This is a genomic window from Candidatus Benthicola sp. (assembly GCF_058719085.1).
Genome location: NZ_JBZQEK010000154.1, coordinates 1 through 26,086 on the forward strand (window position 1 = coordinate 1; position 26,086 = coordinate 26,086).

24 protein-coding genes are annotated in these 26,086 nt (G+C 68.1%); 6 read left to right on the forward strand and 18 right to left on the reverse strand.

Annotated features, from left to right (window positions below):
- Window positions 1-181, reverse strand: a 181-nt coding sequence (locus tag AC36XV_RS11500; protein ID WP_492203825.1) for an ATP-binding cassette domain-containing protein, incomplete at its 3' end; no start/stop codon positions are given.
- A 281-nt stretch (window positions 182-462) separates the two neighbouring features.
- On the opposite strand from AC36XV_RS11500, the gene AC36XV_RS11505 reads away from it, so the two are divergent.
- Together AC36XV_RS11505 and AC36XV_RS11510 are read left to right on the forward strand one after the other, a co-directional pair.
- On the forward strand, window positions 463-690 hold the full coding sequence (locus AC36XV_RS11505) for a hypothetical protein (protein ID WP_492203826.1): 228 nt from the start codon (window positions 463-465) through the stop codon (window positions 688-690).
- A 9-nt stretch (window positions 691-699) separates the two neighbouring features.
- Complete coding sequence (locus tag AC36XV_RS11510; RefSeq protein WP_492203827.1) at window positions 700-1,035, forward strand: redoxin domain-containing protein; 336 nt, start codon at window positions 700-702, stop codon at window positions 1,033-1,035.
- Here AC36XV_RS11510 and AC36XV_RS11515 read toward each other — a convergent pair.
- Genes AC36XV_RS11515 through AC36XV_RS11535 form a run of 5 tightly spaced genes read right to left on the reverse strand, consistent with a single transcriptional unit; the run spans window position 1,032 to window position 6,080 of the window.
- On the reverse strand, window positions 1,032-1,556 hold the full coding sequence (locus AC36XV_RS11515; RefSeq protein ID WP_492203828.1) for a TlpA family protein disulfide reductase: 525 nt from the start codon (window positions 1,554-1,556) through the stop codon (window positions 1,032-1,034). The genes AC36XV_RS11510 and AC36XV_RS11515 overlap by 4 nt on opposite strands.
- Before the next feature lie 7 nt (window positions 1,557-1,563).
- On the reverse strand, window positions 1,564-2,286 hold the full coding sequence (locus AC36XV_RS11520) for a cytochrome c biogenesis protein CcdA (RefSeq protein ID WP_492203829.1): 723 nt from the start codon (window positions 2,284-2,286) through the stop codon (window positions 1,564-1,566).
- Entirely contained in the window at window positions 2,283-2,768 is a 486-nt protein-coding gene (locus AC36XV_RS11525; RefSeq protein ID WP_492203830.1) for a FeoA family protein, read from the reverse strand. Before AC36XV_RS11525 ends, AC36XV_RS11520 begins: the two co-directional genes overlap by 4 nt.
- Entirely contained in the window at window positions 2,750-4,717 is a 1,968-nt protein-coding gene (locus AC36XV_RS11530) for a FeoB small GTPase domain-containing protein (protein WP_492203831.1), read from the reverse strand. Before AC36XV_RS11530 ends, AC36XV_RS11525 begins: the two co-directional genes overlap by 19 nt.
- Before the next feature lie 52 nt (window positions 4,718-4,769).
- The gene (locus tag AC36XV_RS11535; protein ID WP_492203832.1) at window positions 4,770-6,080 is read right to left on the reverse strand and encodes an MATE family efflux transporter; all 1,311 of its coding nucleotides are present in this window, start codon (window positions 6,078-6,080) and stop codon (window positions 4,770-4,772) included.
- 136 nt (window positions 6,081-6,216) lie between these two features.
- On the opposite strand from AC36XV_RS11535, the gene AC36XV_RS11540 reads away from it, so the two are divergent.
- Complete coding sequence (locus tag AC36XV_RS11540; RefSeq protein ID WP_492203833.1) at window positions 6,217-7,044, forward strand: DUF4097 family beta strand repeat-containing protein; 828 nt, start codon at window positions 6,217-6,219, stop codon at window positions 7,042-7,044.
- 375 nt (window positions 7,045-7,419) lie between these two features.
- On the opposite strand, the gene AC36XV_RS11545 is transcribed toward AC36XV_RS11540, so the two are convergent.
- The 11 genes from AC36XV_RS11545 to AC36XV_RS11595 are packed head-to-tail and all read right to left on the reverse strand — an operon-like array spanning window position 7,420 to window position 21,306.
- A complete protein-coding gene (locus tag AC36XV_RS11545; RefSeq protein WP_492203834.1) occupies window positions 7,420-8,340 on the reverse strand; it encodes a phosphate acyltransferase in 921 nt (306 codons plus the stop codon).
- Window positions 8,337-8,978: an indolepyruvate oxidoreductase subunit beta gene (locus AC36XV_RS11550; protein ID WP_492203835.1), complete on the reverse strand. Its 642-nt coding sequence runs from the start codon at window positions 8,976-8,978 to the stop codon at window positions 8,337-8,339. The genes AC36XV_RS11545 and AC36XV_RS11550 overlap by 4 nt, the downstream gene beginning before the upstream one ends.
- Window positions 8,975-10,756 carry an indolepyruvate ferredoxin oxidoreductase subunit alpha gene (iorA, locus tag AC36XV_RS11555; RefSeq protein WP_492203836.1) on the reverse strand — a complete coding sequence of 594 codons (1,782 nt, stop codon included), beginning with the start codon at window positions 10,754-10,756 and terminating at the stop codon, window positions 8,975-8,977. Before iorA ends, AC36XV_RS11550 begins: the two co-directional genes overlap by 4 nt.
- Window positions 10,757-10,805: 49 nt before the next feature.
- Complete coding sequence (gene buk, locus AC36XV_RS11560; protein WP_492203837.1) at window positions 10,806-11,900, reverse strand: butyrate kinase; 1,095 nt, start codon at window positions 11,898-11,900, stop codon at window positions 10,806-10,808.
- Window positions 11,897-13,351, reverse strand: a complete 1,455-nt coding sequence (locus tag AC36XV_RS11565; RefSeq protein ID WP_492203838.1) for an NAD(P)-dependent oxidoreductase — start codon at window positions 13,349-13,351, stop codon at window positions 11,897-11,899. The genes buk and AC36XV_RS11565 overlap by 4 nt, the downstream gene beginning before the upstream one ends.
- On the reverse strand, window positions 13,348-14,940 hold the full coding sequence (locus tag AC36XV_RS11570) for a citrate lyase subunit alpha (RefSeq protein ID WP_492203839.1): 1,593 nt from the start codon (window positions 14,938-14,940) through the stop codon (window positions 13,348-13,350). The genes AC36XV_RS11565 and AC36XV_RS11570 overlap by 4 nt, the downstream gene beginning before the upstream one ends.
- Window positions 14,937-16,148 carry a citrate lyase acyl carrier protein gene (gene citD, locus AC36XV_RS11575; RefSeq protein ID WP_492203840.1) on the reverse strand — a complete coding sequence of 404 codons (1,212 nt, stop codon included), beginning with the start codon at window positions 16,146-16,148 and terminating at the stop codon, window positions 14,937-14,939. The genes AC36XV_RS11570 and citD overlap by 4 nt, the downstream gene beginning before the upstream one ends.
- A gap of 10 nt (window positions 16,149-16,158) precedes the next feature.
- Entirely contained in the window at window positions 16,159-17,346 is a 1,188-nt protein-coding gene (locus AC36XV_RS11580; RefSeq protein WP_492203841.1) for an isocitrate/isopropylmalate dehydrogenase family protein, read from the reverse strand.
- Window positions 17,347-17,365: 19 nt separating this feature from the next.
- A complete protein-coding gene (gene lysF, locus AC36XV_RS11585) occupies window positions 17,366-19,306 on the reverse strand; it encodes a homoaconitase (protein ID WP_492203842.1) in 1,941 nt (646 codons plus the stop codon).
- Window positions 19,307-19,334: 28 nt separating this feature from the next.
- Window positions 19,335-20,711, reverse strand: coding sequence for an MmgE/PrpD family protein (locus AC36XV_RS11590; RefSeq protein ID WP_492203843.1), 1,377 nt, complete (start codon window positions 20,709-20,711; stop codon window positions 19,335-19,337).
- 52 nt (window positions 20,712-20,763) lie between these two features.
- A complete protein-coding gene (locus AC36XV_RS11595) occupies window positions 20,764-21,306 on the reverse strand; it encodes an HDIG domain-containing metalloprotein (protein ID WP_492203844.1) in 543 nt (180 codons plus the stop codon).
- A gap of 346 nt (window positions 21,307-21,652) precedes the next feature.
- On the opposite strand from AC36XV_RS11595, the gene AC36XV_RS11600 reads away from it, so the two are divergent.
- The 3 genes from AC36XV_RS11600 to AC36XV_RS11610 all read left to right on the forward strand — a co-directional run bounded on the left by AC36XV_RS11600 (window position 21,653) and on the right by AC36XV_RS11610 (window position 25,545).
- Entirely contained in the window at window positions 21,653-22,231 is a 579-nt protein-coding gene (locus AC36XV_RS11600; protein WP_492203845.1) for a SagB/ThcOx family dehydrogenase, read from the forward strand.
- A gap of 102 nt (window positions 22,232-22,333) precedes the next feature.
- Window positions 22,334-23,893: a serine hydrolase gene (locus AC36XV_RS11605; protein WP_492203846.1), complete on the forward strand. Its 1,560-nt coding sequence runs from the start codon at window positions 22,334-22,336 to the stop codon at window positions 23,891-23,893.
- A 125-nt stretch (window positions 23,894-24,018) separates the two neighbouring features.
- A complete protein-coding gene (locus AC36XV_RS11610) occupies window positions 24,019-25,545 on the forward strand; it encodes a serine/threonine-protein kinase (protein ID WP_492203847.1) in 1,527 nt (508 codons plus the stop codon).
- On the opposite strand, the gene AC36XV_RS11615 is transcribed toward AC36XV_RS11610, so the two are convergent.
- On the reverse strand, window positions 25,514-25,870 hold the full coding sequence (locus tag AC36XV_RS11615; protein WP_492203848.1) for a hypothetical protein: 357 nt from the start codon (window positions 25,868-25,870) through the stop codon (window positions 25,514-25,516). The genes AC36XV_RS11610 and AC36XV_RS11615 overlap by 32 nt on opposite strands.
- Window positions 25,871-26,086: the final 216 nt, after the last annotated feature.

A 26,086-nucleotide genomic window follows, 5' to 3' on the forward strand; every position in this document is an offset into this window, starting at 1 on the left:
CCAGCAGACCGACCAGCGACAACAGGGTGGACTTCCCGCACCCCGACGGACCCATGACCTCCGCGAACTCCCCGTCCCGGATCTCCATGTGAATGTCCGCCAGCGCGTGCGTCTCCATCTCCTCCGTGTAGAAGACCTTCTGCACGCCCTCCATGCGGATCAGCGGCGTTCCGTTCTCCATCGGGCATCCCCTCCGTTCGTCGTCCACTCCGTCCGCGGCGTCGGATTTGCCGCCTCGCGCCATGATCCCGCTCGTACGTTGGACTCGCCCCGGGTCCAAAGGGTTGACTCGCGGTGTCCTCGCGTACGCCCATGCCGTACGCACGCCCGGGGCCTTCGGTTTCACGGTCCCGGTTCCCCGTGTTTCGCGATCGATCGACGTCCGGACTGGAAGTGTTCCCGGCTGCAATCGTAGATTGGACGGCGAGCGAAACGTATGACCTCGAGACGAGGGGATCCGGAATGCGATCAGGATTCGTGACGGCCGTCTTTGCGCTTGCGGTGCTCCTGCCCTCCATGAGTCAGGCGCAGCAGGCCGACGAACCCCTGGCGGTGGGGACCCGGGCGCCGGACTTCGAGCTCACGGGCGCGACGAGATATGGCGTTCTCCGAGATCCGGTCCGGCTCAGCGATTTCCGCGGCAAGACGGTGGTGCTCGCCTTCTTCTACAGGGTGCGGACCCCCGGGTGAACGATTCAGATGGAAGCGTACCGTGATCAGTACGCAAGTCTGTTTCGTGGGGGTAGAGACGTCGTTTTGCTGGCGGTGAGCACCGACCCGGCCGAGGAGCACGCCTCGTGGGCCGCGGACGCGGACTTCCCGTTCCTGTTCGGTAGCGACCCGGGCGCGGAGGTGGGCCGGAAGTACGGCGCATACCTGCAGAGATCGGACGGGAGCTATACGGACAACCGCACGGCGTTCGTCATCGACCCGGATGGCGTGATCGCATGGCGGGCGGCCCCGTTCCGCGAGGTGGATCCCACCGCGTACGAGGAGCTGGGAGAAGCCGTGACCGACGTGGTGGAGGGACCCTAGGCGCCGGGCTCGGGCGTCACCACCTCCCGGACCGCGCGGATCACGTCCTGCTCACGGCCGATCCCGGTGTAGGCGACGCGCCCGTCCTCGTCCAGGATGACGATGTACGAGGTGGCCGGCGTTTCGAAGGTTCGCACCGCCTCGCCGCGGCCGTCCCACAGGGTGGGGTAGGGGACCGGATGATCCTCGAGGTGACGACGGATGCGGCGCTCGGACTGGCCTACCGCCACGGCGATCGCGAAGAACGCGACCCGGTCTCCGAATTCCTCGTGAGCCTCGAGCATGCGAGGGTGGAGGGCCTCGCAGTTCTCGCACCAGGTCGCCCAGAACTCCAGCAGAACCGGCTGGCGCCCGAAATACTCCGCCAGATCCACCTCTTCCCCCTCGATCGTGGAGAGGGCCAGGCCAGGCGGCGTCGTTCCACGCTCGATGCCGATTCGAGTCTCCTGAGCTGGCAGGGGCGCTGCCACCCCCAACACGAGGCAGGCGGCGACGCCAGCTCCCCGGGCCAGCCTCAACACGCCAGCCTCACCACACCAGCCACGCCTGATACAGGTAATAACCCGCCATGAGAATCATGAGCGCGCCGGCGCCGCGCTTGACCCAGCGACTCCACGAGCCCGCGCGCGGGAGCCGCCGCGCCAGTCCCGAGGAGAGCCCGACGACGAAGAGCAGGGCGGTCATGCCGAGCGAGAACACGAACAGATAGAGAAACCCCAGCCCCGGATTGCCCGTCGACCCCACCCAGGTGAGGACGGCGGCGAAGGCCGGCGCGCCGCACGGGGCTGCGACGAGACCCGATGTCGCCCCGAGCAGGAAGACGGCAGGGTACGAGCCCCCCTGCAGCCCACCCGCCCAATCGACCCACCTGCGGGGGATCGGCACGCGGACCAGGTCCAGCATGGCGAGCCCCAAGACGGCGAGCAGCGCGGCGATGGCGAGTCGAGTCCATACGCTCGACGCGATCGTGCCGAAGAGCTGGCCCGTCATTCCGGCGATCAGACCGGCCACCGCGTAGAGGAGCGACAGGCCCGCGACGTACGTGAGGGTGAGCGTGATCGTTCGGGATCGGCTGGCCGACTCGCCGGCCGTTCCCGAGATGACGCCCACCGTGATGGGGATCATCGGGTAGATGCACGGCGTCAGGCTCGTCAGCACGCCGGCTCCGAACAGCAGCGCGACGGCCACGAGCGGCTCGGTCGTGAGAGCATTCCCCAAACCGACCTGGGCCATCACGAAGAGGCCGCTCATGACGTGGCTTCCTCCTCCGTTCCCCTGGGGACGGCCCCGGCCGGCTCCTCGAGCGGCTGCACGAGGATGTCCCGGGCGATGTCCGAGTCGATGGCCAGCTCCGTCTCCCCGATCCGGATCACGCAGGCCGGCTGGTGCTGGACGAGCGTGATCTCGGCGTCCGGGCCCAGCCCGTAGACGGTGAGCGTTCGGTGGCGGTCGGTCACCGTCGACCCGAGGCAGAGCACGGTGGCCCTTTCACCGGGTCTCAGCTCGGCCGCCGTTCGGACGCCGGGCGGAAGCCCCGCGACGACGGGGAGTCGCTTCCGGAACAACCGCTTGATGAACGATACGGAGGGCGGCGTCTCCGGGAACTCGTACTCGCAGGCGGGACACCGGACGAGGTGGCACAGCGAGCCGAGCGGACAGCCGTGGGCGCACAGCGTGTCCGTGCGCTCGAACTCGAAGCCGCACATCGGGCAGGTCAGATAGTCTGGAGCCATCGTCCCACGTGGTTGAGCAGGCCGCCGACGAACAGGGCAAACGGGAAGATGAAGGCCACCATGCCGGCCGCAACACCCTTCCCGTGCTCCTTCGCAATGATCAGGAGCGTCGCGAAGCAGGGCATGAACAACGTGATCGTCACCATGGCCACCAGGACCTGGTGAGGAGACAACAGGGGGTTCGGGCCGGTCACCGCATCGAGCACGTACACCGCACCGAAGTCCCTGCGCATGAACCCGACCAGGAAGGCGTTCGACATCTCGGCCGGGAGTCCGAGCCAGCCGGTGATCAGCGGTTCGGCCCACGTCGAGATCCGGGTGAGGAGGTGGAGCCGATCCATCACGAAGAGCACGGCGGTTCCTACCGCGAACACGGGGATGACCTCGCGCAGATACCAGTCGAGCCGGGTCCCCGTCTTGACCAGTACGTTTCCGATCTGAGGCCTGCGCATCGGCGGAATCTCGAGTATGAACTCGCTCGTGTCTCCCGGGAACACCCGTGCGGACAGCCAGCCCACGGCCAGGAGCACGCCGCCCATGAGCGCGAGCCACACCAGCGCTCCCGACGGTGAGAGGGAGGCCATGAGGGCCAGCAGCACGCCGAGCTGCGCCGAGCAGGGAACGGCCAGCGCAAGGAGCATGGTGGTGACCAGCCGCTCCTTTCGCGTCTGCAGGATCCTCGTCGTCATCGTGGCCATGGTGACACAGCCGAGGCCCAGAATCATCGGAAGGACGGCCTTCCCGTTCAGTCCGATGACCCGGAACGCGCGGTTCAGCATGATCGACATCCGCGCGAAGTAGCCCGAATCCTCGAGGATGCTGAATACGAAGAAGAAAATGGTGACGATCGGCAGGACGATGGCGAACGCGTAACTGAAGGCCATGGTGATCTGCCCGAAGGGTCCGACGAGGAAGTCGTGCAGGAACCGCCGGATCGACTGCCCCACCGTCAGGTTCGCATCGGGGAGCACGGAGTACGCGGGTCGGAGGACCTCCCGCACCGATTCCCCGAGCTCCACCTCGTGAGCCGGTGACACCGGAAGAGAGAGCGTGAAGTCGACCGGCTCCACGGCGTGCTGGTGCGGGAAGGGGAGGACCGCGTCCGTGGCACGGATCGCCAGGGGGCTGATCCGCTGCTCGAAGCCGGCGATCTCGAGCGCGTCGACGAGCGTGCCCGCGCCGAAGAGACCGACGAACCAGAACACGGTGAGCAGGATGGCGGCGAGGAACGCGAGGCCCTTGACCGGGTGCATGGCCCAGAAGCCCAGACGCACACCGAGGGGGGCGCCCTTCGGCTGGTCGATGGCGTACGTCTCGCTGATGATCTCGTTCACTCGAGAGAGACGATCCTGTGCGCCTCCGAGGCGAGGCTGCGGGCCGGCCGCCGTCTGCACCGGCGCGGACGGTCCCGAGTGCAGGATCTGCCGATCCGGAATGCGTGCGCTCGCGAGAGCCGAGATCAGCTCATCCGTTCCCTCGTTTCGCGGCGCCACCGTGACGACGACCGGGATCCCGAGGATCTCGCCGAGGCGGTCCACGTCGATGCGCCCGCCGCGGGCCGTCAGCTCGTCGTACATGTTGAGGACGAGGACCATGGGGCGCTGCAGCTCGATCAGCTGAAGCGTGAGCAGGAGAGCGCGACGCAGGTTCTTCGCATCCGCCACCTGCACGATCGTCGCGCCGGGATTCTCCGTCAGCAGGCCTCGAGTGACGATGGCCTCGTCGCTCCGGGGCGATAGATCGTTCAGCCCCGGAGTGTCGACCACCTCCTGCTCGAGCCCGTTGAACGAGGCGCGCGCGCGAACCAGCTCCACCGTCGTGCCCGGGTAGTTCGACACGGTGACGTAGCGCCGGGTGAGATTCCGGAACAGCAGGCTCTTGCCGACGTTGGGGTTCCCCACCAGAACGATGGAGCACTCCGCCGCCGTGCTTTCGGTCGTGGTCGACACGTCTCCGATTCGCGGCTCAGTTTAGAATGAAACTCAATCTCGTTTACCGGAATCACGAAAGCAACCTCGGGTTTCGGTAGCCGATCGCCAGGGACACGGCACGCCCGACCATGAGCACCACGATTCCCCACCAGACCCCGGCGAGGCCCAGCCCGAGAGGAAGCACGGACAGCAGCACGAGAGCCGACAGAGCGGCGGCGAGAGCCATCTGGATCGCGAGAAACCGGAACTTCTCGGCACCCATGAAGACACCGTCCCATACGAACACGATCGCGTTGAGAGGCTGCATGGCGACGATGAAGGGGTACACGGTTCCGACCGCATCGAGCACGGCAGGCTCGTCCGTGAAGAGCCTCGGAAGGACAGGGGACAGGGCAAGGAAGATGGCTCCGAGTGTCAGACCGGACATCACTCCCCACCCGAGCAGGCGGTTGGCGGCATGCCGCGCCTCCCCGGCCAGACCCGCTCCCCGGTACCGGGCGACCAGCGCCTGCGCCGCGACGGCGAGAGAATCGACGATCATGGCGAGGAGCAGCCACAGCTGGGTGCCCACCTGGTGAGCGGCTACCTGAACGGTGCCGACGCGGGTCGCGATGGCCGTGGCCAGGGTCATCGTACCGATCAGGGCCACCGTGCGGAGAGCCAGCTCGCTTCCGATCCGCAGGAACGGGCGGAGCTCGCGCACACGGGGCCAGCGCGGCTCGATGCCCAGCTCTCGCCGCCGGCTCCGAAGAAGGAGGTGGAGGAACCCGAAGGCGCCCGACCACTGGGCGATGAGCGTGGCCAGGGCCGCTCCCTCGAGCCCCCACCCGAGACCGAAGATCAGAAGGGGATCGAGAACCAGGTTCACCGCGTTCAGACCCAGGGTCACCAGCAGCGGCGTGCGCGTGTCCTGGTACCCCCGGAAGGCTCCATGGCCCGCCGTGACCAGGAGCACGGCAGGGCCCGCGAGCGCCCGGATTCGCAGGTAGGACAGGGCGGGCTCACGGAGATCCGGGCCTGCACCCATCAGGGTGACGATCGGCACGGCCAGGAGTTCCAGGAGCGCGGCCGCTAGCACCCCGACCGTGGTCGCGACAACGAGAGCCTGGACGACGATGTCACCGGCGGCGGCCCGATCTCCCCGTCCCACGGCGCGCGCCACCATCGGAGTCGTTCCGTAGGCGAGAAAGTTGAACACCACGAACGACAGGGCGAAGATCGAGGTGTTGACTCCGAGCGCCGCGAGGGGGACGACACCGAGCCGTCCGACGAAGACCGTGTCGACGATCGATACGAGCGGGTCGGCCGCCAGGGCGCCGAGCGCCGGCCATGCGAGCCGCAGGATCTCCCGGTCCACCGAGGCGCGGGTCGAAGAAGGCATGATGTAGATACGGACGCGGCGCCGGGCGGAGCAAGACGCACGTCGTGCCGGCTTTCAACCAACGGTTCGCCGGGAGTGTCCATTCCAATGGCCGATTCCAGCGGCGGATACCCACCTTCGAAACGGAGAGATCCACATGAGCATGCGTTGGACACCGCATCCGTCATCGTTCGCGAGGGTCTGCGTGCTCGCGGTCGCCGGTCTCACCTTCGCCGGCGTGGCGCGGGCCCAGGATCGGGTGGTGGCGAACGACGAATGGTGTGAGGGCCATGAGCGCCAGGACGCGGTCTCATCCTGCGAGGTGCGCGAATGGACTCTGGACGCTCCCGGGGACCTGTCCGTGGATGCCCGTCCCAACGGCGGGATCTCGGTCGAGGCGTGGGACCGGGACGAGATGTTCGTCCGGGCGAAGGTGCACGTCTGGGCCGAGTCCGAGGAGAGAGCCCTCGAGATCGCCGACGATGTCGAAGTCGACGCCGGATCCGACATCTCGGCGGACGGACCGAAGAACCGAAGTCGGGAAGGCTGGTCCGTGAGCTACCGGATCATGGTGCCGGCCGCGACCGACCTGGATCTCGAAAGCACGAACGGCGGCATCGCGATCGATGGCGTCCGCGGAACGCTGCGGTTCCGCACCACGAACGGGGGGGTCCACCTCGAGGATGTGGCTGGAGACGTCGTGGGCGGGACCACGAACGGGGGGGTGCACATCGCTCTGAGCGGATCGACCTGGACCGGCGAGGGACTGTCCGTTACGACGACGAACGGCGGCGTGCGGCTCTCGGTGCCCGAGGGATACTCGGCACACCTGGAGACGGAGACGACGAACGGAGGTCTGAGCATCGGCTTCCCGGTGACGGTACAGGGCCGGATCGATCGAAAGCTGTCCGTCGACCTGGGGAGCGGGGGGCCGACGGTACGTGTGAAGACGACGAACGGTGGGGTGCGCATCACCGAGGGGTAGGCACGTGGCGAAATGCCCGCAGCCCGACCAGAAAGCCCGACAAGGTCTCGAATGGGGAATCCGTGCCACGCGACCGGTGGCCCCCATTCGGCGGACGGCCGACTGGATCCGTGTGGGCCTGCGACTCCGTAAATAGTTGCTAAATAGCGAGTTATGTCGACGGCGCCGGACGGGCATCTTCGGTACGCCGTGCCACGCTCGCCCGGTCACGTGCGGTTCCGGCCGGCTGGCTCCCACCTTGCACCGGTGGATGGACCGAGGCCGGGAGCGGCGTTACTCGGGCCGCACGCGGGAGCACTTCGATAGAGAAAGAGCCGGTCAGTGCCCCGGAAGCGCCCTCCCGGCGCTCACCAACCCACTCCACCCTCCGGATTCCTACGCGCTTTCACCGCAGAGCCAGCATCCAAGCGCGATTCCGTTCAGGCGCGCCCGGGCCGATTCCGATCGAGAGGGTATGAGGATCGGGGCGGCTCCGCCGACGACGACGTGAGCGGGTTCCAGCGGAACCGCGTACTCGATCGCCTTCGCCGTGATGTTGGCGGCTTCCAGCGTCGGCAGCACCAGAACGTCGGCCTTTCCGGCAACCGGCGATTCGTATCCCTTCAGCTTCGCGGCCTTCGAGGAAAGCGCCAGGTCCATGGCCATCGGCCCGCCGACCTCGCAGGTGCCGAAGGCGCCCTCTTCCCACATCCGTCGCAGTGACAACGCATCCTCGCTGGCCGGAAAAGCCGGAGAGGGAGACTCCACGGCGGACAGCAGGGCCACGCGCGGCCGACGGACACCGATTTGGTGGAACAGGGAGACGGCGTTCGCGAGGATCTGCGCCTTCTGCTCGATCGTCGGGAATGGGGTGATACCACCGTCCGTGATACCGATCAGCCGGCTCCGACCGCGAATGCGGTGCGGGAAGAGGAACACGTCGCTCATCAGCCGACCAGACCGCAATCCCGCGGATCGGTCGAGGACGGCATGCATGAGCTCGGACGTCTTGAGCGTGCCCTTCATCAGGATGTCTGCCGCCCCGGCTCGTACGAGGCGAACCGCGATCCGGGCCGCTTCCGCCTCATCTCGCGCGTCGATGATCTCGCAGCATTCCGCATCGATCGGGAGGGTCTTCAGCCGCTCCACGGTCGCTTTCGCGTCTCCCACGAGCAGAGCGCGGGCGAGACCGGCGTCGAACGCTGCGGCCACCGAGCGAAGGGTGGGGTCTCCTTCGGGCCCCGCCACCGCCACCACGCGCATCGGGCCCGCCGCGGCTCGCTCGCGAAGCTCCTCGAGAGATCGGATCGCTCTCATGGCCCGTCGTACCCGAGAGCGCGAGTCTGTTCTCTCCCGCGAGTGAACGCCCGGGAGTTGATCTCCCGGAATTCGGGCCTGAAGGCGGCGGCGATCGTCTCCATCCACAGCGTCTCGCCGATCCCGGGCTCGAGGGTCGAATAAGCCCCGAGCATCACCATGTTCGCCGCCCTTTCCTCGCCGATCTCGCGCGCCACCTCGATGGCGGGGATGAACACGCACCGGGACACCCTCTCCTCGCACAGCGCCCGGGCGTTCGGAGGGTAGTCGACGGAGAGGCTTCCCAGCGGCGCCGGGGTGATGCGCTGCTCACTGGCCAGCAGCACTCCGTCGGCACGCAGGGCCGAGAGGTGGCGTACGGCCTCGAGCAGCTCGAGGGAGAGAAGGACATCGGCCTGGCCGAGCCCGATCAAGGGCGAGTGAACACGTGCGCCGTACCGCACCTGGCTGACGACGCTGCCGCCCCTCTGGGACATCCCGTGCACCTCGCTCCGCCGTACGTCGAAACCGGCCGCGAGCGCCGCTTCGGCGATCACGCGGCTCACGGCCAGCACGCCATGTCCCCCGACGCCGGTGAGAAAGACGTTCCGGGTCCGGTCGGCGCCACGGTCCCGATCGTCCGGAGGCGGGCCGCTCACGTCGCGACTTCCATCGGGTCGGGCCGGGGTCTGCCCGTACGCAGGCCACAGAAGGGACAGACCTGGACGCACAGCCCGCAGCCGCAGCAGACGGCCGGGTCGATCACCGCCTGGCCGGACGACCCGTCGAGGGCCGGACAGCCCAGCTCGAAGCAGGTGCCGCACCCGGGGCACTCGATCTCCAGCTCCGCGGCGGAAGCGAGCGGAGTGCGATCGACGAGCCGACACACGGCGCGGCAAATGACGACCGAGATCTCCTCGACGGCCAGCTCCTCACGAATCGCGGACTCGAGCGCCTCCAGATCATACGGATCGACCTCCCGGATTCTGCGCACCCCGATCGCCTTGCAGAGGGCGACGTAGTCGAGGGCCGGAGCACGCTCGCCGTCGGCTGTTCGCCCGGTTCCGGGATGATCCTGATGGCCGGTCATGGCGGTCGTGCCGTTATCGAGCAGGAGGAGCGTCCCGGCGCCGCGGTTGTAGACGGCGTTGACCAGCCCGGTGATCCCGGAGTGAACGAACGTCGAGTCCCCGATGACTCCGACCACCGGACGCTCGTCGCCCGCGGCCCGAAGAGCGAGCTCCAGTCCCTGCGCCATTCCGACGCTCGCTCCCATGCAGAGGCAGGAATCCATCGCCTCCAATGGAGGCAGCGCTCCCAGCGTGTAGCAGCCGATGTCTCCCGTGACCGCGACGCCGAGGCGCGACAGGGTGTAGAAGACGCCTCGATGCCCGCACCCGGCGCACAGGACCGGGGGTCGGGCGGGAAGGGGAACGTCGACGGGCTCGACGCCGCTACCGCCCGCCGCGAGGCCGAGGCCTTCCGCCACCCGGTCCGGACTCAGCTCGCCCGTGATGGGGAAGATCTCCTTGCCCACCGGTCGCAATCCGAGGGCGCGCACCCGCTCCTCGAGGTATGGGTCCAGCTCCTCGACCACGTACAATTCGTCGACTCCGGCGGCGAACTCCCGGATGAGGAGGGGAGGAAGAGGGTTCGTGAGACCGAGCTTCAGCACCGACGCGGACGGAGCCACCTCGCGGACGTAGGCGTACGCCACCCCGCTGGTGACGATTCCGACCGTGCGGTCTCTCCACTCGATGCGGTTGAGATCCCGATCGGATTCCGCCACCGACTCCAGCTCCTCGAGCCTCGCCTCGACGGCCTCGTGTCTGACCCTGGCGTTGGCCGGGAGGAGCACGTGCTTGCGGAAGTTTCGCTCATACGGCCCGCGAAGGACCGGCTGATACGGAATCTCGGGTCCGAGCTCCACCGGGGACATCGAGTGACAGATCCGTGTCGTGACGCGGAGCATCACCGGCGTGTCGAAGCGCTCCGAAAGGTCGAAGCCGCGCCGGATGAAGTCGAACGCCTCCTGGCTGTCCGAGGGCTCCAGCAGCGCGATCTTGGCGGCGCGGGCGAGGTGGCGATTGTCCTGCTCGTTCTGCGACGAGTGCATGGCCGGGTCGTCCGCGGAAACGAGAACCAACCCGCCGCGGACGCCGGAATAGGAAGCACTGAACAGCGGGTCGGCCGCTACGTTGACCCCGACGTGCTTCATCGAACACAGGGCCCTGCCGCCCCCGAGCGAGACCCCGGCGGCGACTTCGAGGGCGACCTTCTCGTTCGGGGCCCACTGGACGCGCACGTCTCCCCGCCGGGCGACGGCTTCGGTGATCTCCGTGCTCGGTGTTCCGGGATAGGCGGAAGCGAAGAGGACCCCCGCTCGCCGGGCGCCCTCCGCGATCGCCTCGTTTCCGGTCAGAAGTTTCCGTGACATGTGTCCTTCCGCCCGCCGACCCCGTCGGGGCTCACGGGACTCCGGGTCGTCAGTACTCGAGCGTCTGCACTTCGCTTCTCAGGGCTGCGAGGGCTCCCGCGGCCAGCGCGTCCATCTCGTGCGTGGACCTCACCCTGACCGGTGCGATGAACTCGACCCGGTCGGTGATCCATTCCACGAGTCGACTCGACCGGGCGAGGGACCCCGTGAGCAGCACGGCCTGCACTTCACCCTGCAGCACCGTGGCCATCGCGCCGATCTCCTTGGCGATCTGGTACGCCATCGCCCGGTAGGTGCGCTCGGCTTCCCGGTCTCCAGCCGCGATCCGGTCCTCGATCTCCCGGGCGTCCCTCGTGCCCAGATAGGAGAAGAGGCCGCCACGCCGAGTGGTGAGGTCGCGCAGGCTCTCCCGGTCGTGCTTCTCCGCGAACACGAGGTCCAGCAACTCCTGGACGGGCAGACCTCCACTGCGTCCGGGAGAGAAGGGCCCTTCGCTCACGGCATTGTTCGCGTCCACGATCCTGCCCGCTCGTACGGGGCAGACCGAGATCCCGCCCCCGAGGTGAGCCACGACCACGTTGAGGTCTTCCACCGGGGCGCCGACATCGGAAGCATACCCGCGGGCGCACGCGTGCACGCTCAAGGCATGGGACAGTGTTCGCCGGGGCACACCGGCGAGCCCCGAGTAGGCCGCGAGCTCCTCGCTCTCGTCCACCGAGACCGGATCCACGACGAAGGCCGGGATGCCGGCCGGCTCGGCGATCGCTTCGGCGAGGGCGCAGCCCAGGTTGGCCGGGTGCTGCCCCTGGAGGCCCTCCCGGGCGTCCCGGAGCATCGCCTCGTTCACCCGATAGACGCCTCCCGCGAGCGGCCGGAGCAGTCCACCCCGGCCGACCACGGCAGAGAGATCCGACGCCGCTACGCCTTCCCGGTCCAGGAACCGACGCACCTCCAGGAGTCGCGCCTCGAACCCGGCCCACGGGTCGAGGGCGAGCGTGGCCGATCGATCTTCGTGCTCCGTCTCATGTCCGGCGACCGAACGGTTCCCTCGAAACAGGGAGACCCGCGTGGACGTGGAGCCGGGGTTGATGACGAGGATCGTTTCCGATTCCGCGCTCGGCCCGTCGGCTTCCCGGGGGCTCACGGTGGGCCGCACCGATCCGGAGCCACGGACGATCCGCCGGTCATGTGGGCATGCATCGCCTCGGCGGCCCGCTGCGCCTGCGCCACCGCCGTCACCACCAGCGCCGGTCCGGTGACGTCATCCCCACCGGCATACACTCCCTCCCGATGGGTCGCTCCGGTCTCCGAATCGATCACGATGCGGCCGAGCGTGTCCGCTTCCAGGCCCCCTACGGCACGGACGGCTTCCGTGTCGGCCACGTACCCGAGCGCCAGGACCACGGTATCGATCGGGACGGCGAACTCCGAGCCGTCCACCGCGACGGGCCGCCGGCGTCCCGAAGCGTCCGGTTCGCCGAGCCGGTTCCGGACGCAGTCCATGGAGCCGACGGTCCCGTCCGACCGGGACCGGAACCGAACCGGCTGGGTCAGCCACTGGAAGGAAACGCCTTCCTCACGCGCCAGCCTGCGGTCACGCGGATTGCCCGGCATCTCGTCCTCGGTGCGGCGGTAGAAGCAGGTGACCTCCTCGGCCCCGAGTCGCAGCGCCGTGCGGGCGCAGTCCATCGCCGTGTCCCCGCCTCCGATGACGGCCACTCTTCGCCCGACCATCTGCGGATCGCCGAGCGCCGGGGGACGGAGAGCGGCGTCCACGTTCGCTCGCACGAGAAACCGGGTCGAAAGGAACACTCCCGGCAGATCGGATCCGTCGATCGCGGCCTCATGGTGCACCCCGGCCCCGATTCCCAGGAATACGGCCTCGAACTCTCCATCCAGCAGGTCATCGACGGTCCGGTCCCGCCCGATGCGCGTTTCGGGTACGAACTGCACGGAAAGCGTGTCCAGCCGCTCCTCCAGCTGCCGTACCCGGTCGTGCGCCATCTTGAACGTCGGTATCCCGTACCGGAGAAGTCCTCCCGGCGCCGGCCACTCGTCGAACACGGTGACCGAGTGCCCGAGGGCCGCCAGCCTCTCGGCGACGGTCAGCCCGGCCGGTCCGGCGCCGACCACCGCTGCCCGGTGTCCGGTGTCCGGGCCCGGCCGCGGGAGGGGCGGCTCGACCTCGTCGCACACGAAGGCCTCGAGGCGACCGATCGGTACCGGAGCCCGTCCCTGCTTCGTGTAGGGACATGCGCCCTCGCACAGCTCGGACTGGGGACAGACGCGTCCACAGATGTCCGGTATCGGGCTCGTCGATCGGAACACGGCCGCCGCACCTGCCACGTCCCCGTGCTCGAGAAGCCAGAGAGCCCACGGAATGTCGTTGTCCAGCGGACAGGCCTTCGTGCATGGTGCGGCCGGGCACTGAATGCACCGGGCGGCCGCTGCGCGGGCGCCTGCGAGGTCCCAATCGGCCTGGACCTCTTCGAAATCACGGGCCCGCTCAGCGGCGGGCCGAAGCGGTGGGGCTGCTTCGGGCAGGCCGAGACGGCCCTTCCGATCGATCGCCTTCGAATTCGGCCGCGCGATCATCCCGGCTCCTTCGCCTCCGGCACCTTCCAGACCGTGTCCAGAACGGTGCCGTCGACCCAGTTGATCACGGCGACAGGCTCGTCGATGAGCACCGGCCGGGCCGGCGGGCCTCCGACCAGGGCCTCGACCTCCTCCTTGATCTCCTCGAGAGTGCGGAGCGGCAGGTCGGATCCTTCGAGCGCCCGGATCAGGTCCGCGCGGCGTGGGTTCACGGCGATCCCGCGTTCGGTGACGATCACGTCGATGAGCTCGCCGGGACCGGTGATCGTCGTCACCTCGTCCACGATGACCGGTATGCGATCACGGAAGGAGGGAAGGGCGAGGATCGTGCAGCCGGAGAAGAGGCAGTTCTGCCATCCTCCGATCCCGTGGAGCAGCATGCCGTCGGAATGGGTGACCACGTTGGCGTTGAAGTCCAGGTCGACTTCGGTGGCGCCGAGCACCACCGCGTCGACCATCGAGGCGAAGTTGCCCTTTCCATGGTCGTTGTAGGAGGTGAACGGCGAGGTCGCGACGTGGCGCGGGTCGCTGCCGATCGACTCGACTCCGGCCAGGTCGAAGGTCTGTCCGTCCAGGATGTAGTCGGTGAGCCCATCTTTCAGGAGATCGACCAGGTAGCTCGTGGATCCTCCACGAACGAAGCGAGCTTTCACCCCGGCGTCGATCATCATCTGCCGGATGTACCCGACGAACGCGAGCGCAATGCCTCCCGCGCCGGCCTGGAACGAGAAGCCATCGCGCAGAATGCCCGCGTCCCGAATGAAACGGGCCACGTACTCGGCGATGAGAAGGCGATCCGGACTCCTGGTAACCACCGTGGTGCCGGAGACGATCTTCCCGGGATCGCCGATCGAATCGACCTCGACCACGAAGTCCACGTGGTTGCCCTGGATCTGCCATGGAACGCACGGGAAGGGAACCAGGTGGTCGGTTACGACGATCACCCGGTCCGCGTACATCGAGTCCGCGAGGGCGAATCCGAGGGACCCGCACGCCGAAGGCCCGTGAGATCCGTCGGCGTTTCCGAAGAAGTCCGCGCTCGGGGCTGCGATCACCGCGATGTCGACGTGGACCTCTCCATCCTGGATCGCCTGCCACCGGCCTCCGTGCGACCGCAGGACCCCGAGGCCCCGCATGTGCCCGTGCGAGCAGTATGCTCCCAGCGGTCCGTTCATCGATCCCTCGATGTGGTGCACGACGCCGCTTCGCATGAGATCGACGACCGGCTCATGACAGGGGAACGAGGCGCTGGGAAACCACACGAGATCCTTCGCGCCGAGCTCCCCTGCCGCCTGCAGGGCGGCCACGGCCACCCGGTCCCCGTTCCTCAGATGGTGATGCGTGGAGATCGTCATTCCATCGCGGAGCCCGCAACGCTCCAGAGCCGCCTTGAGGTCGGGCACCCGCTTGTCTCCATCGGCCGGATAATCGGCTGCGGAACGGATCGGCGGACCGTGCTTCGCTCCTTCCGGACTCGCCTTTCCGACGCCCGCAAACGGGGGAGCCGACCGGCCGTTCACCACCGAGGGCACCCGCCTTCCCGCTGCGTTGACCGTGAACTCCACCGGTCCGTCCGCTCTCGCGCTCATGCCTCCGGCTCCTCGATCAGGCCGGCTTCGCGGGCGCGACGCACCAGTCGCTGAGCCCGAAGTACGACCGGCGGATCCACCATCCGCGTGCCGAGGCTCACGACGCCGAGTCCGCGGGCTTCGGCTTCCTCGAACGCCCGGACCACCCGCAGGGCCCGGTCGATTTCCTCCCCGGTCGGCGCGAACGCCTCGTGGATCGGCCGGATCTGACGGGGATGAATGCACCCCATGCCCTCGAACCCGAGACCGCGTGAGCGCGCAGCCCAGGCGCGAAGTCCCTCCTCGTCGGCCACGTCACCGAACACCGAGTCGATGGCCTGCGCACCGGCCGCCCGGGCCGCATTGACCAGGCGCCCGCGGGCATAGACCGATTCCGCTCCCTCCGTCGTCCTCGGTACCCCGAGGTCGGCGGTGTAGTCTTCGAGACCGATCGTCAGGGCGACGACGGACGGAGTCGCCGAGGCGATCTCGAACGCCCGCTCGATTCCGAGCGCCGTCTCGAGGATCGGCATCAGCCACACGGGCGGCTCCTCCTCGTCGCCGACCTCGAGCACCGCCCGAATGCGCTCGTCGACCCGGGCCACCTCTGCGGCCGACTCGACCTTGGGGATGAGGATCAGATCCGGCCCTTCCGGCACGATCCGGTCCAGGTCCTCGAGACCGAGCGGGAGCTGGTTGATCCGCACCATCACCTCGGCGCCTCCGAAGTCCACGCAGCGGATGGCGTTGCGCACGATCAGCCGAGCGCCGTCCTTGTGGCTCGGGTGAACGCTGTCCTCGAGGTCCAGGATCACCGCGTCCGGCCGGTGCAGCCCCGCATTCAGGTGGAGCTTCGGCTGGTCCCCCGGCAGGTAGAGTCGGGACCTGCGGAGCCGGTGGCGGGCCGTCCGCGGGCGCTCGGGGACCGTGCGCGGCGGACGCGCCGCACTCGATGCGGCCGCCCCCGCTCGGTTCGCAGCCGCCTCCACGCGGGCCTCGATCACGAAGGGCACGGCGCCCTTGTCGTCGATGCGCACACGGGCGCTCTCGATGCCGAGCTTCTCGAGGGTCTCCCTCGCCGTGCGCTCGATCGAGTCGCCGTACAGGGAGCCGACCTTGGAGTCGACGACGATCTCGATCCCGCCCTGTTCCGTCAGCTCCACCGATGCGTGGAGGTCGGAGCGGACCTCATCGCCCGTCCGCCCGGCCTCGCCGATCAGAGCGGTCACGTGCACCTCCTCAGCCCAGCTTTTCGATGATCGCGTCGGTGATCTCGGTCGTGGACGCGGCGCCCTTCGACAACACGTCGGGCCCTCCCGGGAGACGAAGCATGTCGTAGGCCCGCACCTCGCCCTCGGCGACGACCGCCGCCGTGGCGTCGCGCACGGCCCGGGCACGATCGAGCTCTCCGACGTGATCGAGCAGCATGGCGGCGGTGAGGATCATGGCGATCGGATTCACGATGGAGGGCACCAGGTCGGCGTACTTGGGCGCCGAGCCATGCGTCGGCTCGAACACCGCCACCTCGTCGCCGATGTTGGCCGAGCAGGCGAAGCCGAGTCCTCCGACGAGTCCGGCGAATGCGTCCGAGACGATGTCGCCGAACATATTTCCGGCCACGATCACCGAGTAATCCTCGGGGTTCTTGGTGAGCCACATCATCTGGGCGTCGATGTTGGTGGACCACAGCTGAATGTCGGGGTAGTCGACCTTCACGCGGCGCGCCTCCTCCTCCATCATCCCCGAGGTCTCGCGGAGAACGTTCGGCTTCTCGCACACCGTCACGGAGGGGTATCCGTGCCGGTCCGCGTATTCGAACGCGGCCCGGGTGATCCGGGCGCATGCCCGACGGGTGAAGATCCGGGTCGAGATCGCCAGGTCGGGTCCCGGAGTGTCCGCGAAGCGCCCGAACTTCGGGTGCGTCTCGAGGGCGGCCCTGACCTGCGGTGGCGGATCCGTCCATTCGATGCCGCCGTACAGCCCCTCGGTGTTCTGCCGAAAGATCACGGCGTCCACCCGCGGCTCCTCCCAGTCCCCGTCGGCGGTCCGGCGGATGAAGTTGAGCGGGTTGCCCGGAAGGGAGCGACAGGGGCGGATCGATACGTCCAGGTTGAAGCGCTGGCGAAGTCCGACGATCGGGCTGTAGTACACGAGACCCCGGTCCTGGAGCTCCGGTCTCAGCTCGGCCACGGCCTCCGCCTTGGGCTTGGACGTGATGGCTCCGAACAGCCCGAGGCCATGCTCCGCCAGGAGGTCGATCGTCCGGTCGGGCAGGGGGTTGCCCTCCGTGACCCAGAATTCCCACCCGATGTCCGCGTGCACGTACTCGGCTTCGAATCCCACCGCGTCGAGGACGCGAACGGCCTCCGGAAGCACGACCTGCCCGATTCCATCTCCCGGCATGGTGACGACGGTTCTGCGAGACATGAGGCGCCCTTTCTGGCGATTATCCGATGCCGAGCCGAGCCCGGACCTGGTTCTCGATCCCGCCGGCCACGATCAGGGCCTGCGGTACGGTGCCCAGAGGAACGAATCGGAACACCTCCGGGCCGAGGGTGACGGTTCCGACTGCGAAATCGATGTCGAGGAGGTCTCCGGGGATCAACGTGGGCCCGTCGGCGCCGGCGAACCGCTCCTTCAGCCGGTCCACCAGACCGGGACACTCGATGCACACGAAACCGTTGTTGAACGCATTGCGGAGGTAGGTCTGCGAGAAGCTCCCGGCGATCACCAGAGCGATCCCGGCCGCCTGGAGGGCGGTGGCCGCCTGCTCCCGGCTCGAGCCCGTTCCGAAGTTGTATCCTCCGACCAGGACATCACCCGGCCGGATCGACGCCGCGAACTGCGGATCGTAATTTCTCATCACGACCGCGGCCATCTGGTCCGGAGTCATGCCTTCCCGGTACGTGTAGTCCTTCCCGTAAATCCCATCCGTGTTGAGATTATCCGGGGGCACGAACACCAGCCTGCCCCGATGTCTCTCCGGAAATCCGGTTTCGATGGCGACCTCGGCCGCCTCCTCCTCCCCCGCCTCGGTGAGGCGGAAGACGTAGGAGGGGGCTCCGTTCCCGGCTGGTCCGGGCGCGCAGATGTGCCCGGCCAGCGCCGAGGCGGCGACCACCGCCGGGCTGGCCAGGTAGGCCTCGGCATCGCGGCTTCCCATCCTCCCCTTGAAGTTCCTGTTCGTAGCCGAGATTCCTACCTCCCCCGGCTCCAGGAGTCCGGCCCCGAGACCGATGCAAGGTCCACAGCCCGGGGGCAGCGGGTGGGCCCCGGCGGACAGAAGGGCGTCCCACGCTCCGCTCGCCTCCGCGGCTTCCTGCACTTCTCGACTCGCTGCGGCGACGTACATCTCCACCCCATCGGCCACGTGGCGCCCCGCCAGGACCGCGGCGGCGGCTTCCAGGTCCTCGAGGCGGCTGTTCACGCACGAAACGAGATAGGCCTTCTGGATGGCGACCTTCTCGGCCTCGATCTCGGCGACGGACCGCATCACCTGTACGGAGTCGGGACCCGAGACATGCGGGGTGACCGCGCCCAGATCCAGGTCGATGACACCGGCGTAGCGAGCATCCGCGGACGGAAGCGGCGGATCCGTGGCCCACTCCTCCAGCTCGGCCTCGCTGAACCGGTCGAACCCGCCTTCCTGGCCGAGCACCGCCCGACGACCCCTCAGGTAGTCCACCGTGACCCGATCGACCGGAAACCACCCGACGAGGGCGCCCCACTCCGTGGTCATGTTGGCGATGCTGAAGCGCTCGTCCATGGACAGGTCCGCGATGCCGGAGCCGTGGAACTCCACGGCGGCGTTCAGTACCTCGCCCTGGTGGTACAGGCCGCACAGCGTGATGATGACGTCCTTTCCGGTCACGCCCTCGGCCAGCCGGCCCTCCAGGTTCACCTTGACCGTTCGCGGGATCTGCCACCAGAACTCGCCCGTGGCCCAGATGGCGGCCGCGTCCGTGCGCACGACCGGGGTGCCGAGGGCCCCGAGGGCCCCGTACATGTTGGAATGCGAGTCGGACCCGACGACCAGGCTGCCCGGGACCACGTATCCGTGAGACACCATGATCTGGTGGCCGATTCCGGTGCCCGCAGGGTAGAACCGGATTCCGTGATGGGAGGCGAATCCCTCGATGTCGCGATACTTGGCCAGATTGGTTTCCGAGCGGTTCTGAATGTCGTGATCGAGGATGAACACCGGCTGGTCCGCGTCGGCGACCGACGTGGCCCCGATCGCCGCGAACTTCTTCATCACGGCAGCCGTGTTGTCGTGCGTCATCACATGGCGCGGGCGGAGCGACACCACGTCTCCGGCCCGCAGGGGCCGGCGCGGTCCCTCCATCAGGTGGGTCTGAGCGATCCGCTCCACCATCGTCTGTCCCATTCGATACCTCCCCGGTGCTCTCCCGAACTCAGCGATCCCCGACGCACAGGTCGAGGAGCTCGGAGACCGACTCCATCTCGTCCACCTTCCACACCGCATCCTTGAGCCGTCGGGCCCTGTCACCGGACAGCACGCCCTCGGCCAGCGCGTCGAACTTGCCCTCGATCTCGTCATCGGTGAGCGGGTTCCGGGGATCGCCCTTCGGGTAGTCGAGCTCCATCCCCACCTGACGACCGTCGGTGGTCTCGATCGTCACGCCGACGCGTTGCAGGGCGGGGAATACCTTCTCGATCTCCGGGTCGGCCACGACCTCGACCTTGTGAAGCTGTTCGCGGATCCTCGGGTCCATGATCCGTGCCTCCTCGAACTCGGCCGGCGTCACCCGACGCTGGACGAGAGCCGCCGCGATGACGTAGGGCAGGCTGTGATCGGCCGTCTCCTTGCTGCGAGGGTCGTACTTGGTCGGATCCGCGAGGATGTCGGCCGCCCGGGCCAGCGACCGGATTCGAATCCTCGCCACGTCCTCGGGTACGAGGTCGTTCTCTTCGACGAGCTGCAGGACGGCGGAGATCGGCGCGTGCGTCAGCGCCTCGGTCGGGAAGTACTTCATCCCGCACCGTTCGATGCGCCAGGACTCGCCCAGCCCTTCGGTGAGGACCTCGAGCTTCCACTCGGGCCCCATGACGTGCACGAGGCCTTCCTTGCCGTCGATGACGTGCTCCGGACCGGTGTAGCCCTTCTCGGCCAGCAGGGCGGCCATCACTCCGGCCTCCGTCGCCATGGGGTCCACCGTGTTCTTCATCATGGTGAGCTTGCCGGCGGTCACGGCTCCGAGCGTCCCGGAGTGTGAGGCCGAGATGCCGATGGCGTGCTGAATCTTCTCCCACGGGAGGTCCAGCATCCGCCCGGCCACGATCGGGGAGACGAACGCGGTGAGCGTTCCGTGGTGCCAGCCGCGTTCCCGGATGCCCGGAAAGGCCGCTTCACAGAGCCGCATCTCGAACTCGTGTCCGAGCACGATGCCCACCACCAGCTCCCGGCCTCCCTTTTCCTGCCGCTCCGCGCAGGCGAGCGCCGCCGGAATGATGTCGGACGGGTGCGACGGGTCCTGCTGCCAGTAGATGTCGTTGTAATCCATGACGCGCACCATCAGCGCGTTCGCCAGCGCCGCCGAGACGACATCCATCCGGGCGCCCGAACCGATGACGGTGGCCGGCCCCTCACCGGCGACCTCGTCCAGCACGTCGAGCGCGATCTCCACGTCCTCCTGCTGATAGCCGCCCAGGGCGCACCCGATGGAGTCGAGCAGGTAGCGCCGGGCCTCGTGCACGGCCCGCTCCCCGATGTCTTCGTAGCGGAGGTCCGCGGCCCAGCGGGCCATCGTGGCGGTGATCGTGTCCGACATGTCTGCAGCCTCCTCCCGGGCGGATCATCGCGGCCCGTGGATCTCGCGTTTCTCAGCCGGCCAGGTTCTTGAACGGCAGGTAGCTCATGAAGTCGGCGTGGTGAACGATCGTGGCCTCGGTGCTGCGACGGACCAGATCGCCCTCGGCCGCATGCGCGGCGATGATGTGGCACACCGCGTCCGGAACCCCGCACTCCAGCGCCACGGCCACGCCCGTGAACGGGTGGCGCAGCGCCCGGCCACGGGCGCTCTGTCTCACTTCTCCATCCGCCCGCTCGTACTCGAGCACCTTCCCGACGTCGGCCAGGATCGCTCCCGCGATGACCGTGTCGAGGTCGATCGGGAGGGCGTGCCCGAGGAACCGCTGCATCGCCAGCGCGCTGTCCCGAGCGATGTGGACCACGCAGCGCTTGTGTTCCATGAACGTGGCCGGGCAGTCGGGCACCAGAAGGGTGAACGGGATGGTCTCCAGGTCCTCGGGCTCGAGCGGGCTCCGCTGCATGCTCCGCACCCACGTCTCCGTGACGGCTTCGCGCAGCCCTTCGCTCTCGATCCACTCCAGCTCCGGCCACAGCCGCTCGATGGCATCGCGCATGTTCGGTCTCCGGGGATGGGCGTCGCCTCGTACTGCCACTCCGACGCCATCGGCGGGGTGCAGGAAGCGTACCGTTCCGTCGCGCGAGAGCCCCTCCCGGGCAGGCTTGTAAGTGCTTGATCATGCAGGTACATATGAAGTCCGGATTCAGCGCTTCCGGGCAAGGAGATGGGCGGGTCGTCCCGTGCCCGGCTCCGGTCGAGACAAAGCGTCCCAGACCGGGAAGAAGTGCTGTCGCCGGCCGGGAGCGCCGCGGCGGCCCAAGCGCGCCCGCTGGCATGACGATTGCCCCACAGGCCCGGCGGTCCGGAGAGGGCAACCGACTCAACCGAACGGGAGTGCTGCCATGTCGACGTCGCTTCCCGCGCCGAGCACCGAGGGCACCCTGCCCCTGGAGGCGGCCATCCAGGCACGTCGCTCGATCCGTGAGTTCCTGCCTGAGCGGCTCGAGCTGCCGGCGTTGTCGCAGCTGTTGTGGTCGTGCCAGGGAGTCACGGGCGAGAGCGGATACCGGGCGGCACCTTCGGCGGGGGCCCTGTATCCACTGGAGACCTACGTGCTCACCGCGCGGGGAACGTTCCACTACGAGGTGAAGGCGCACGCTCTCCGGCGGGTCGGCGAATCGGACCTGCGGGAGGCGGTCCGGTCGGCCTCCTTCGACCAGGGATGCATCACGTCCGCGCCGGCCGTGTTCCTGTTCGCCGCCGTGTACGAGCGCACCTGCGGCGAGTACGGGCCGGAGGGAAGAAAGTACGTGCACATGGACGTCGGCCATGCCGCGCAGAACCTCCTGCTGCAAGCCACCGCGCTCGGCCTCGCGGGAGTGCCCGTGGCGGCCTTCGATCCCGCTGCCCTGGCGGAGGTCCTGGCTCTCCCGGAGGGACAGGAGCCGTTGTACCTGGTGCCGGTCGGTCGCCCCGCCTGAGGTGGAGGGGGCGCGGCACGAAGCGAGTGCTCCTCCTATATTCGAATCCTCGACTCTCCTGGGTCGAGTCGCTCTCGTTCGTCCATGGTTCCTGGAGGCCCGATGATCCTTCTCCTGCGCTCGATCGGCACTTCCCGGCTCGGACGGAGGGTCGCCGTCCTGGCGATCGTCCTCTCCCTGCTCTTCCTTCCTCGTCCTGCGTCCGCGCAGGACGTCGATCTCGAGGCGCTCGACCGTTGGATCGAAAGCGTGCTGGAGGACTGGGCCACACCCGGGCTGGCCGTGGGAGTCGTGTATGGGGACAGCCTCGTATTCGCCCGGGGGTACGGGGTGCGAACCCTCGGGGAGCCGGAGCGGGTGGACCCCCACACGCGGTTCGCGGTGGCGTCGAACACCAAGGCGTTCACGGCCGCCGTTCTCGGGACGCTGGTCGAGGCCGGAAAGCTCGACTGGGACGACCGCGTCACCGACTACCTGCCGGGATTCCAGATGTGGGACCCGTGGGTGACCCGGGACATCCGGATCCGCGACCTGCTGACTCACCGCAGTGGTCTCGCCACCTTCGGCGGCGACCACCTGTGGATCGGATCCGAGAACGGTCGAGAGGAGATCCTGTCCCGTATCCGCTATCTCGAGCCGGTCGGGCCATTCCGTGCCTCGTATCACTATCAGAACCTGATGTTCCTCGTCGCCGGGATGGTGGCCGAAGCCGTCACCGGCCAGTCGTGGGACGACCTGGTGCGCGAGCGGATCTTCGAGCCCCTCGGGATGACCGAGAGCTCGACGTCCGTCGACGATCTCGAAGGGCTCATCGACGTGGCCTCGGCCCACGAGGTGGTTCAGGGTGCGTTGACCGTGGTCGAGTACGACGACGTGGATGGGGTGGCGCCGGCAGCGGCCGTCAACTCGAACGTGGTGGACATGGCCCGGTGGATGCGGGCGAACCTCGGGGAGGGGGAGCTGGACGGCCGGCGCATCTTCAGCGTGGCGACCGCCCGGGAGATGCAGTCCATCCAGTACCCGCTCGGCGTCTCCGCGTGGGCCGCGGAGAACCTGGGCCGCCGCTTCAACGGATACGGGCTGGGCTGGTTCATTTCGGACTACCGGGGGCGCAAGGTCGTCAGCCACTCGGGCGGCCTCACGGGGATGATCTCCTTGCAGATGCTGCTTCCCGAAGTCGGCCTCGGCGTGATCGTGTTGACGAACTATGCTCCGGATGCGCCCACATCCGCGATCACCTACCGGATCGTCGACGCCTTCCTCGGTGAACCGGAGCGGGACTGGAACGAGGTGTACGTGGGCTTTCGGAGCCAGGGCGAAGCGCGTGCCGCCCGCCAGGAGGAGCGACTTCAGGCGTCGCGTGTCCCGGGTACGGAGCCTTCACTCCCGCTGGAGGCGTACACGGGCGTGTATGCCGAGGCCGCGTCGGGCGAAGCCCGCGTGCAGCTCGAGGACGGGCACCTCGTGTTCGACTACAACCCCAGGCACCTCGGGGATCTCGAGCACTGGCACTACGACGTGTTCCGGGTCACCTGGAGACACCCGATCTTCGACATGCCGGCACGGTCGTTTCTCCGATTCGAGCTGGACGAGGACGGGACCGTGACCGGACTCGAGGTGACCTTCTACGACCCGATTCGGTTCGACCGGGTCGAGCGATGATCTCGGACCCGGGAGGCTGAGTCCGGCCCCGGACGACCGCATCCGAGAGGGCCGTCCGGGGTCCGCGATGGCTGGAAGGGGGCGTGGTGAATGTCTCGCTGCTTACGACACAGGCGGATGTCAGCATGCATCGGAGGGACGAGAGCCTCCTCCTTCGCCGGTCGCGGCTCGCCTTCGGTCTCGGCCTCGGTGTCACCGTCGCTCTGCTGGCCGTCGGAGAGATCTACAGCCTTCTCACGGGCAGGCCGGCGCCCGACACCTCGGAGCGGTGGGTCTACGGAGCCTATCTCGCCGTCTTCGCCATCGGTCTCGGCGCTCTGCTACCCGGTCGGCCGGGGGTCCGCAGGATCCTCGCCATCAGCCTGCTCGTCACGGCCGGCCTCCTCTCGGTGCTCGGCGTCGACACGGTGCTTCACGAGCCGGACTATCCGCCGCTGGCTCTGGTCTCCCTCATTCTCTTCGGCGCGGCGGCGCTGATTCCGTGGACCGTGCCCTACCAGGTCTGCCTCGTGATCGTCTCGCTGGTGGCCGTCCCGGCGGTTCGCGGCCTTCTCGGCCGGGGCGTGGGAGAGCCCGGATGGTGGTCGTGGCCCGTGGCGCCCTCCGACCCGACCGCCGGCGCGGTGTTCGGGGCGGTCGGTGTGGCGCTTCTCGGCACCGTTTCCGTCGCCATCACCCGGACCCTGTATCATCTCCGCGAGCGGGCCCGAATCGCGGAGCGAATGGGCGGCTACACGCTGGTTCGCGCGCTCGGACGGGGTGGCGGCGGCACCGTGTACCTGGCCGAGCATCCACGCATGTGCAGGCCGAGCGCGGTGAAGGTCATCAAGGCATCGCCCGGCGAGGACGCGGTGTTGATCTCACGCTTCCAGCGCGAGATCGAGATGGCCTCCAGACTCGATCATCCGAACACGATCGAGATCCGCGATTTCGGACGCGCGGACGCATCCACCTTCTTCCTGGCGATGGAGTACCTGATCGGCCTCGACCTTCACCAGCTGGTGCGTCGATTCGGTCCGGTGCGTCCCGAGAGAGCCGTATACATTCTGACGCAGGTGTGCGATTCCCTCGCGGAGGCCCACGAGAAGGGCATCATGCACCGGGACCTGAAGCCCGCGAACATCTTCATCACCCGTCGCGGAGGTGTGTGCGACTTCGTCAAGGTGCTGGACTTCGGACTGGCCAAGCCCGTCGGCGGGGCCGAAGACACCATCACCCGGGCGGGGACGATCCTGGGCACGCCTCACTTCATGGCTCCGGAAGCGGTTCTGGGCAGCGAGCGATACGAGCCTCGCAGCGACCTGTACAGCCTGGGCTGCACCGCCTACTGGATGCTCGCGGGCCGACCCCCACTGGAGGGTGGGACGGCTCCGGATGTGATGGCGGCTCATGTGCGTCGCGAGCCGGATCCGATCGACGCCGCGAGCGAATACGACCTGCCGACGGCCCTGACGGACGCCGTGATGCGTTGCATGCGGAAGGATGCGGCGGAACGCTACACCGGTGCGCTCGAGCTGAAGAGGGCTCTGGATGCGATTCGTTTCGACGAGCCCTGGACGAACGCATCCGCGAGAGCCTGGTGGGACCTGCACCGGCCGGAAGGGGCCCCGGAAGGGTCTGTTACTCCGACGGGTGCGCCTTCCTCCCCTTGAGCATCCAACCGACGAACGCGCCCAGCCAGCCCGTGAAGGTCGAGGCCAGCGTGCCGAGGGGAAGGAGGACCCAGGAATCGCCGGTGAGGGGAACGGCCACGGCCAGCCCGACCGCAGCTCCGACGGCTCCGATCAGGAGGCCACCTACGGAAGCGTCCTTGAGGGATAGCGCTCGCCGCACCGCATACAGCCACCCGACTACCAGCGGTATGCCCATCCCGAACACGCCCGACAGCTCGAGAACCTGGCTCGACACCTGCCCGAGCAGGACCATGGCGAGCTGCAGCAACAGAGCGATCAGGACGTAGCGACGTCGGCGCGACATGCAGACCTCCTCGAAGGGGGGACTCGAAGGATCGCGCCAACCTAAGAAGGAGTGCGGGCATCGGGCAATCCACGGTGCACGCCTTCCGTTGACACTCTTCGCGTCCCGGAGTGAGCTTTGGCCACGGTGAGGTGCACGACGGCCGAGGGAGGCCCACGGACATGGACGCTGGACACATCACACCCGGACTGTTCGGCTTTCTGCGCGAGCTGAAGA

What these genes read in the sequence shown, in the direction of transcription:
- AC36XV_RS11505 (WP_492203826.1), top strand. Translation starts at nt 463, where the DNA reads ATGCGATCAGGATTCGTGACGGCCGTCTTTGCGCTTGCGGTGCTCCTG.
- AC36XV_RS11510 (WP_492203827.1), top strand. Translation starts at nt 700, where the DNA reads ATGGAAGCGTACCGTGATCAGTACGCAAGTCTGTTTCGTGGGGGTAGA.
- AC36XV_RS11520 (WP_492203829.1), bottom strand. Translation starts at nt 2,286, where the DNA reads ATGAGCGGCCTCTTCGTGATGGCCCAGGTCGGTTTGGGGAATGCTCTC.
- AC36XV_RS11525 (WP_492203830.1), bottom strand. Translation starts at nt 2,768, where the DNA reads ATGGCTCCAGACTATCTGACCTGCCCGATGTGCGGCTTCGAGTTCGAG.
- AC36XV_RS11535 (WP_492203832.1), bottom strand. Translation starts at nt 6,080, where the DNA reads ATGCCTTCTTCGACCCGCGCCTCGGTGGACCGGGAGATCCTGCGGCTC.
- AC36XV_RS11540 (WP_492203833.1), top strand. Translation starts at nt 6,217, where the DNA reads ATGAGCATGCGTTGGACACCGCATCCGTCATCGTTCGCGAGGGTCTGC.
- AC36XV_RS11545 (WP_492203834.1), bottom strand. Translation starts at nt 8,340, where the DNA reads ATGAGAGCGATCCGATCTCTCGAGGAGCTTCGCGAGCGAGCCGCGGCG.
- iorA (WP_492203836.1), bottom strand. Translation starts at nt 10,756, where the DNA reads ATGTCACGGAAACTTCTGACCGGAAACGAGGCGATCGCGGAGGGCGCC.
- AC36XV_RS11565 (WP_492203838.1), bottom strand. Translation starts at nt 13,351, where the DNA reads ATGATCGCGCGGCCGAATTCGAAGGCGATCGATCGGAAGGGCCGTCTC.
- AC36XV_RS11570 (WP_492203839.1), bottom strand. Translation starts at nt 14,940, where the DNA reads ATGAGCGCGAGAGCGGACGGACCGGTGGAGTTCACGGTCAACGCAGCG.
- AC36XV_RS11580 (WP_492203841.1), bottom strand. Translation starts at nt 17,346, where the DNA reads ATGTCTCGCAGAACCGTCGTCACCATGCCGGGAGATGGAATCGGGCAG.
- lysF (WP_492203842.1), bottom strand. Translation starts at nt 19,306, where the DNA reads ATGGGACAGACGATGGTGGAGCGGATCGCTCAGACCCACCTGATGGAG.
- AC36XV_RS11590 (WP_492203843.1), bottom strand. Translation starts at nt 20,711, where the DNA reads ATGTCGGACACGATCACCGCCACGATGGCCCGCTGGGCCGCGGACCTC.
- AC36XV_RS11595 (WP_492203844.1), bottom strand. Translation starts at nt 21,306, where the DNA reads ATGCGCGATGCCATCGAGCGGCTGTGGCCGGAGCTGGAGTGGATCGAG.
- AC36XV_RS11600 (WP_492203845.1), top strand. Translation starts at nt 21,653, where the DNA reads ATGTCGACGTCGCTTCCCGCGCCGAGCACCGAGGGCACCCTGCCCCTG.
- AC36XV_RS11605 (WP_492203846.1), top strand. Translation starts at nt 22,334, where the DNA reads ATGATCCTTCTCCTGCGCTCGATCGGCACTTCCCGGCTCGGACGGAGG.
- AC36XV_RS11610 (WP_492203847.1), top strand. Translation starts at nt 24,019, where the DNA reads ATGCATCGGAGGGACGAGAGCCTCCTCCTTCGCCGGTCGCGGCTCGCC.
- AC36XV_RS11615 (WP_492203848.1), bottom strand. Translation starts at nt 25,870, where the DNA reads ATGTCGCGCCGACGTCGCTACGTCCTGATCGCTCTGTTGCTGCAGCTC.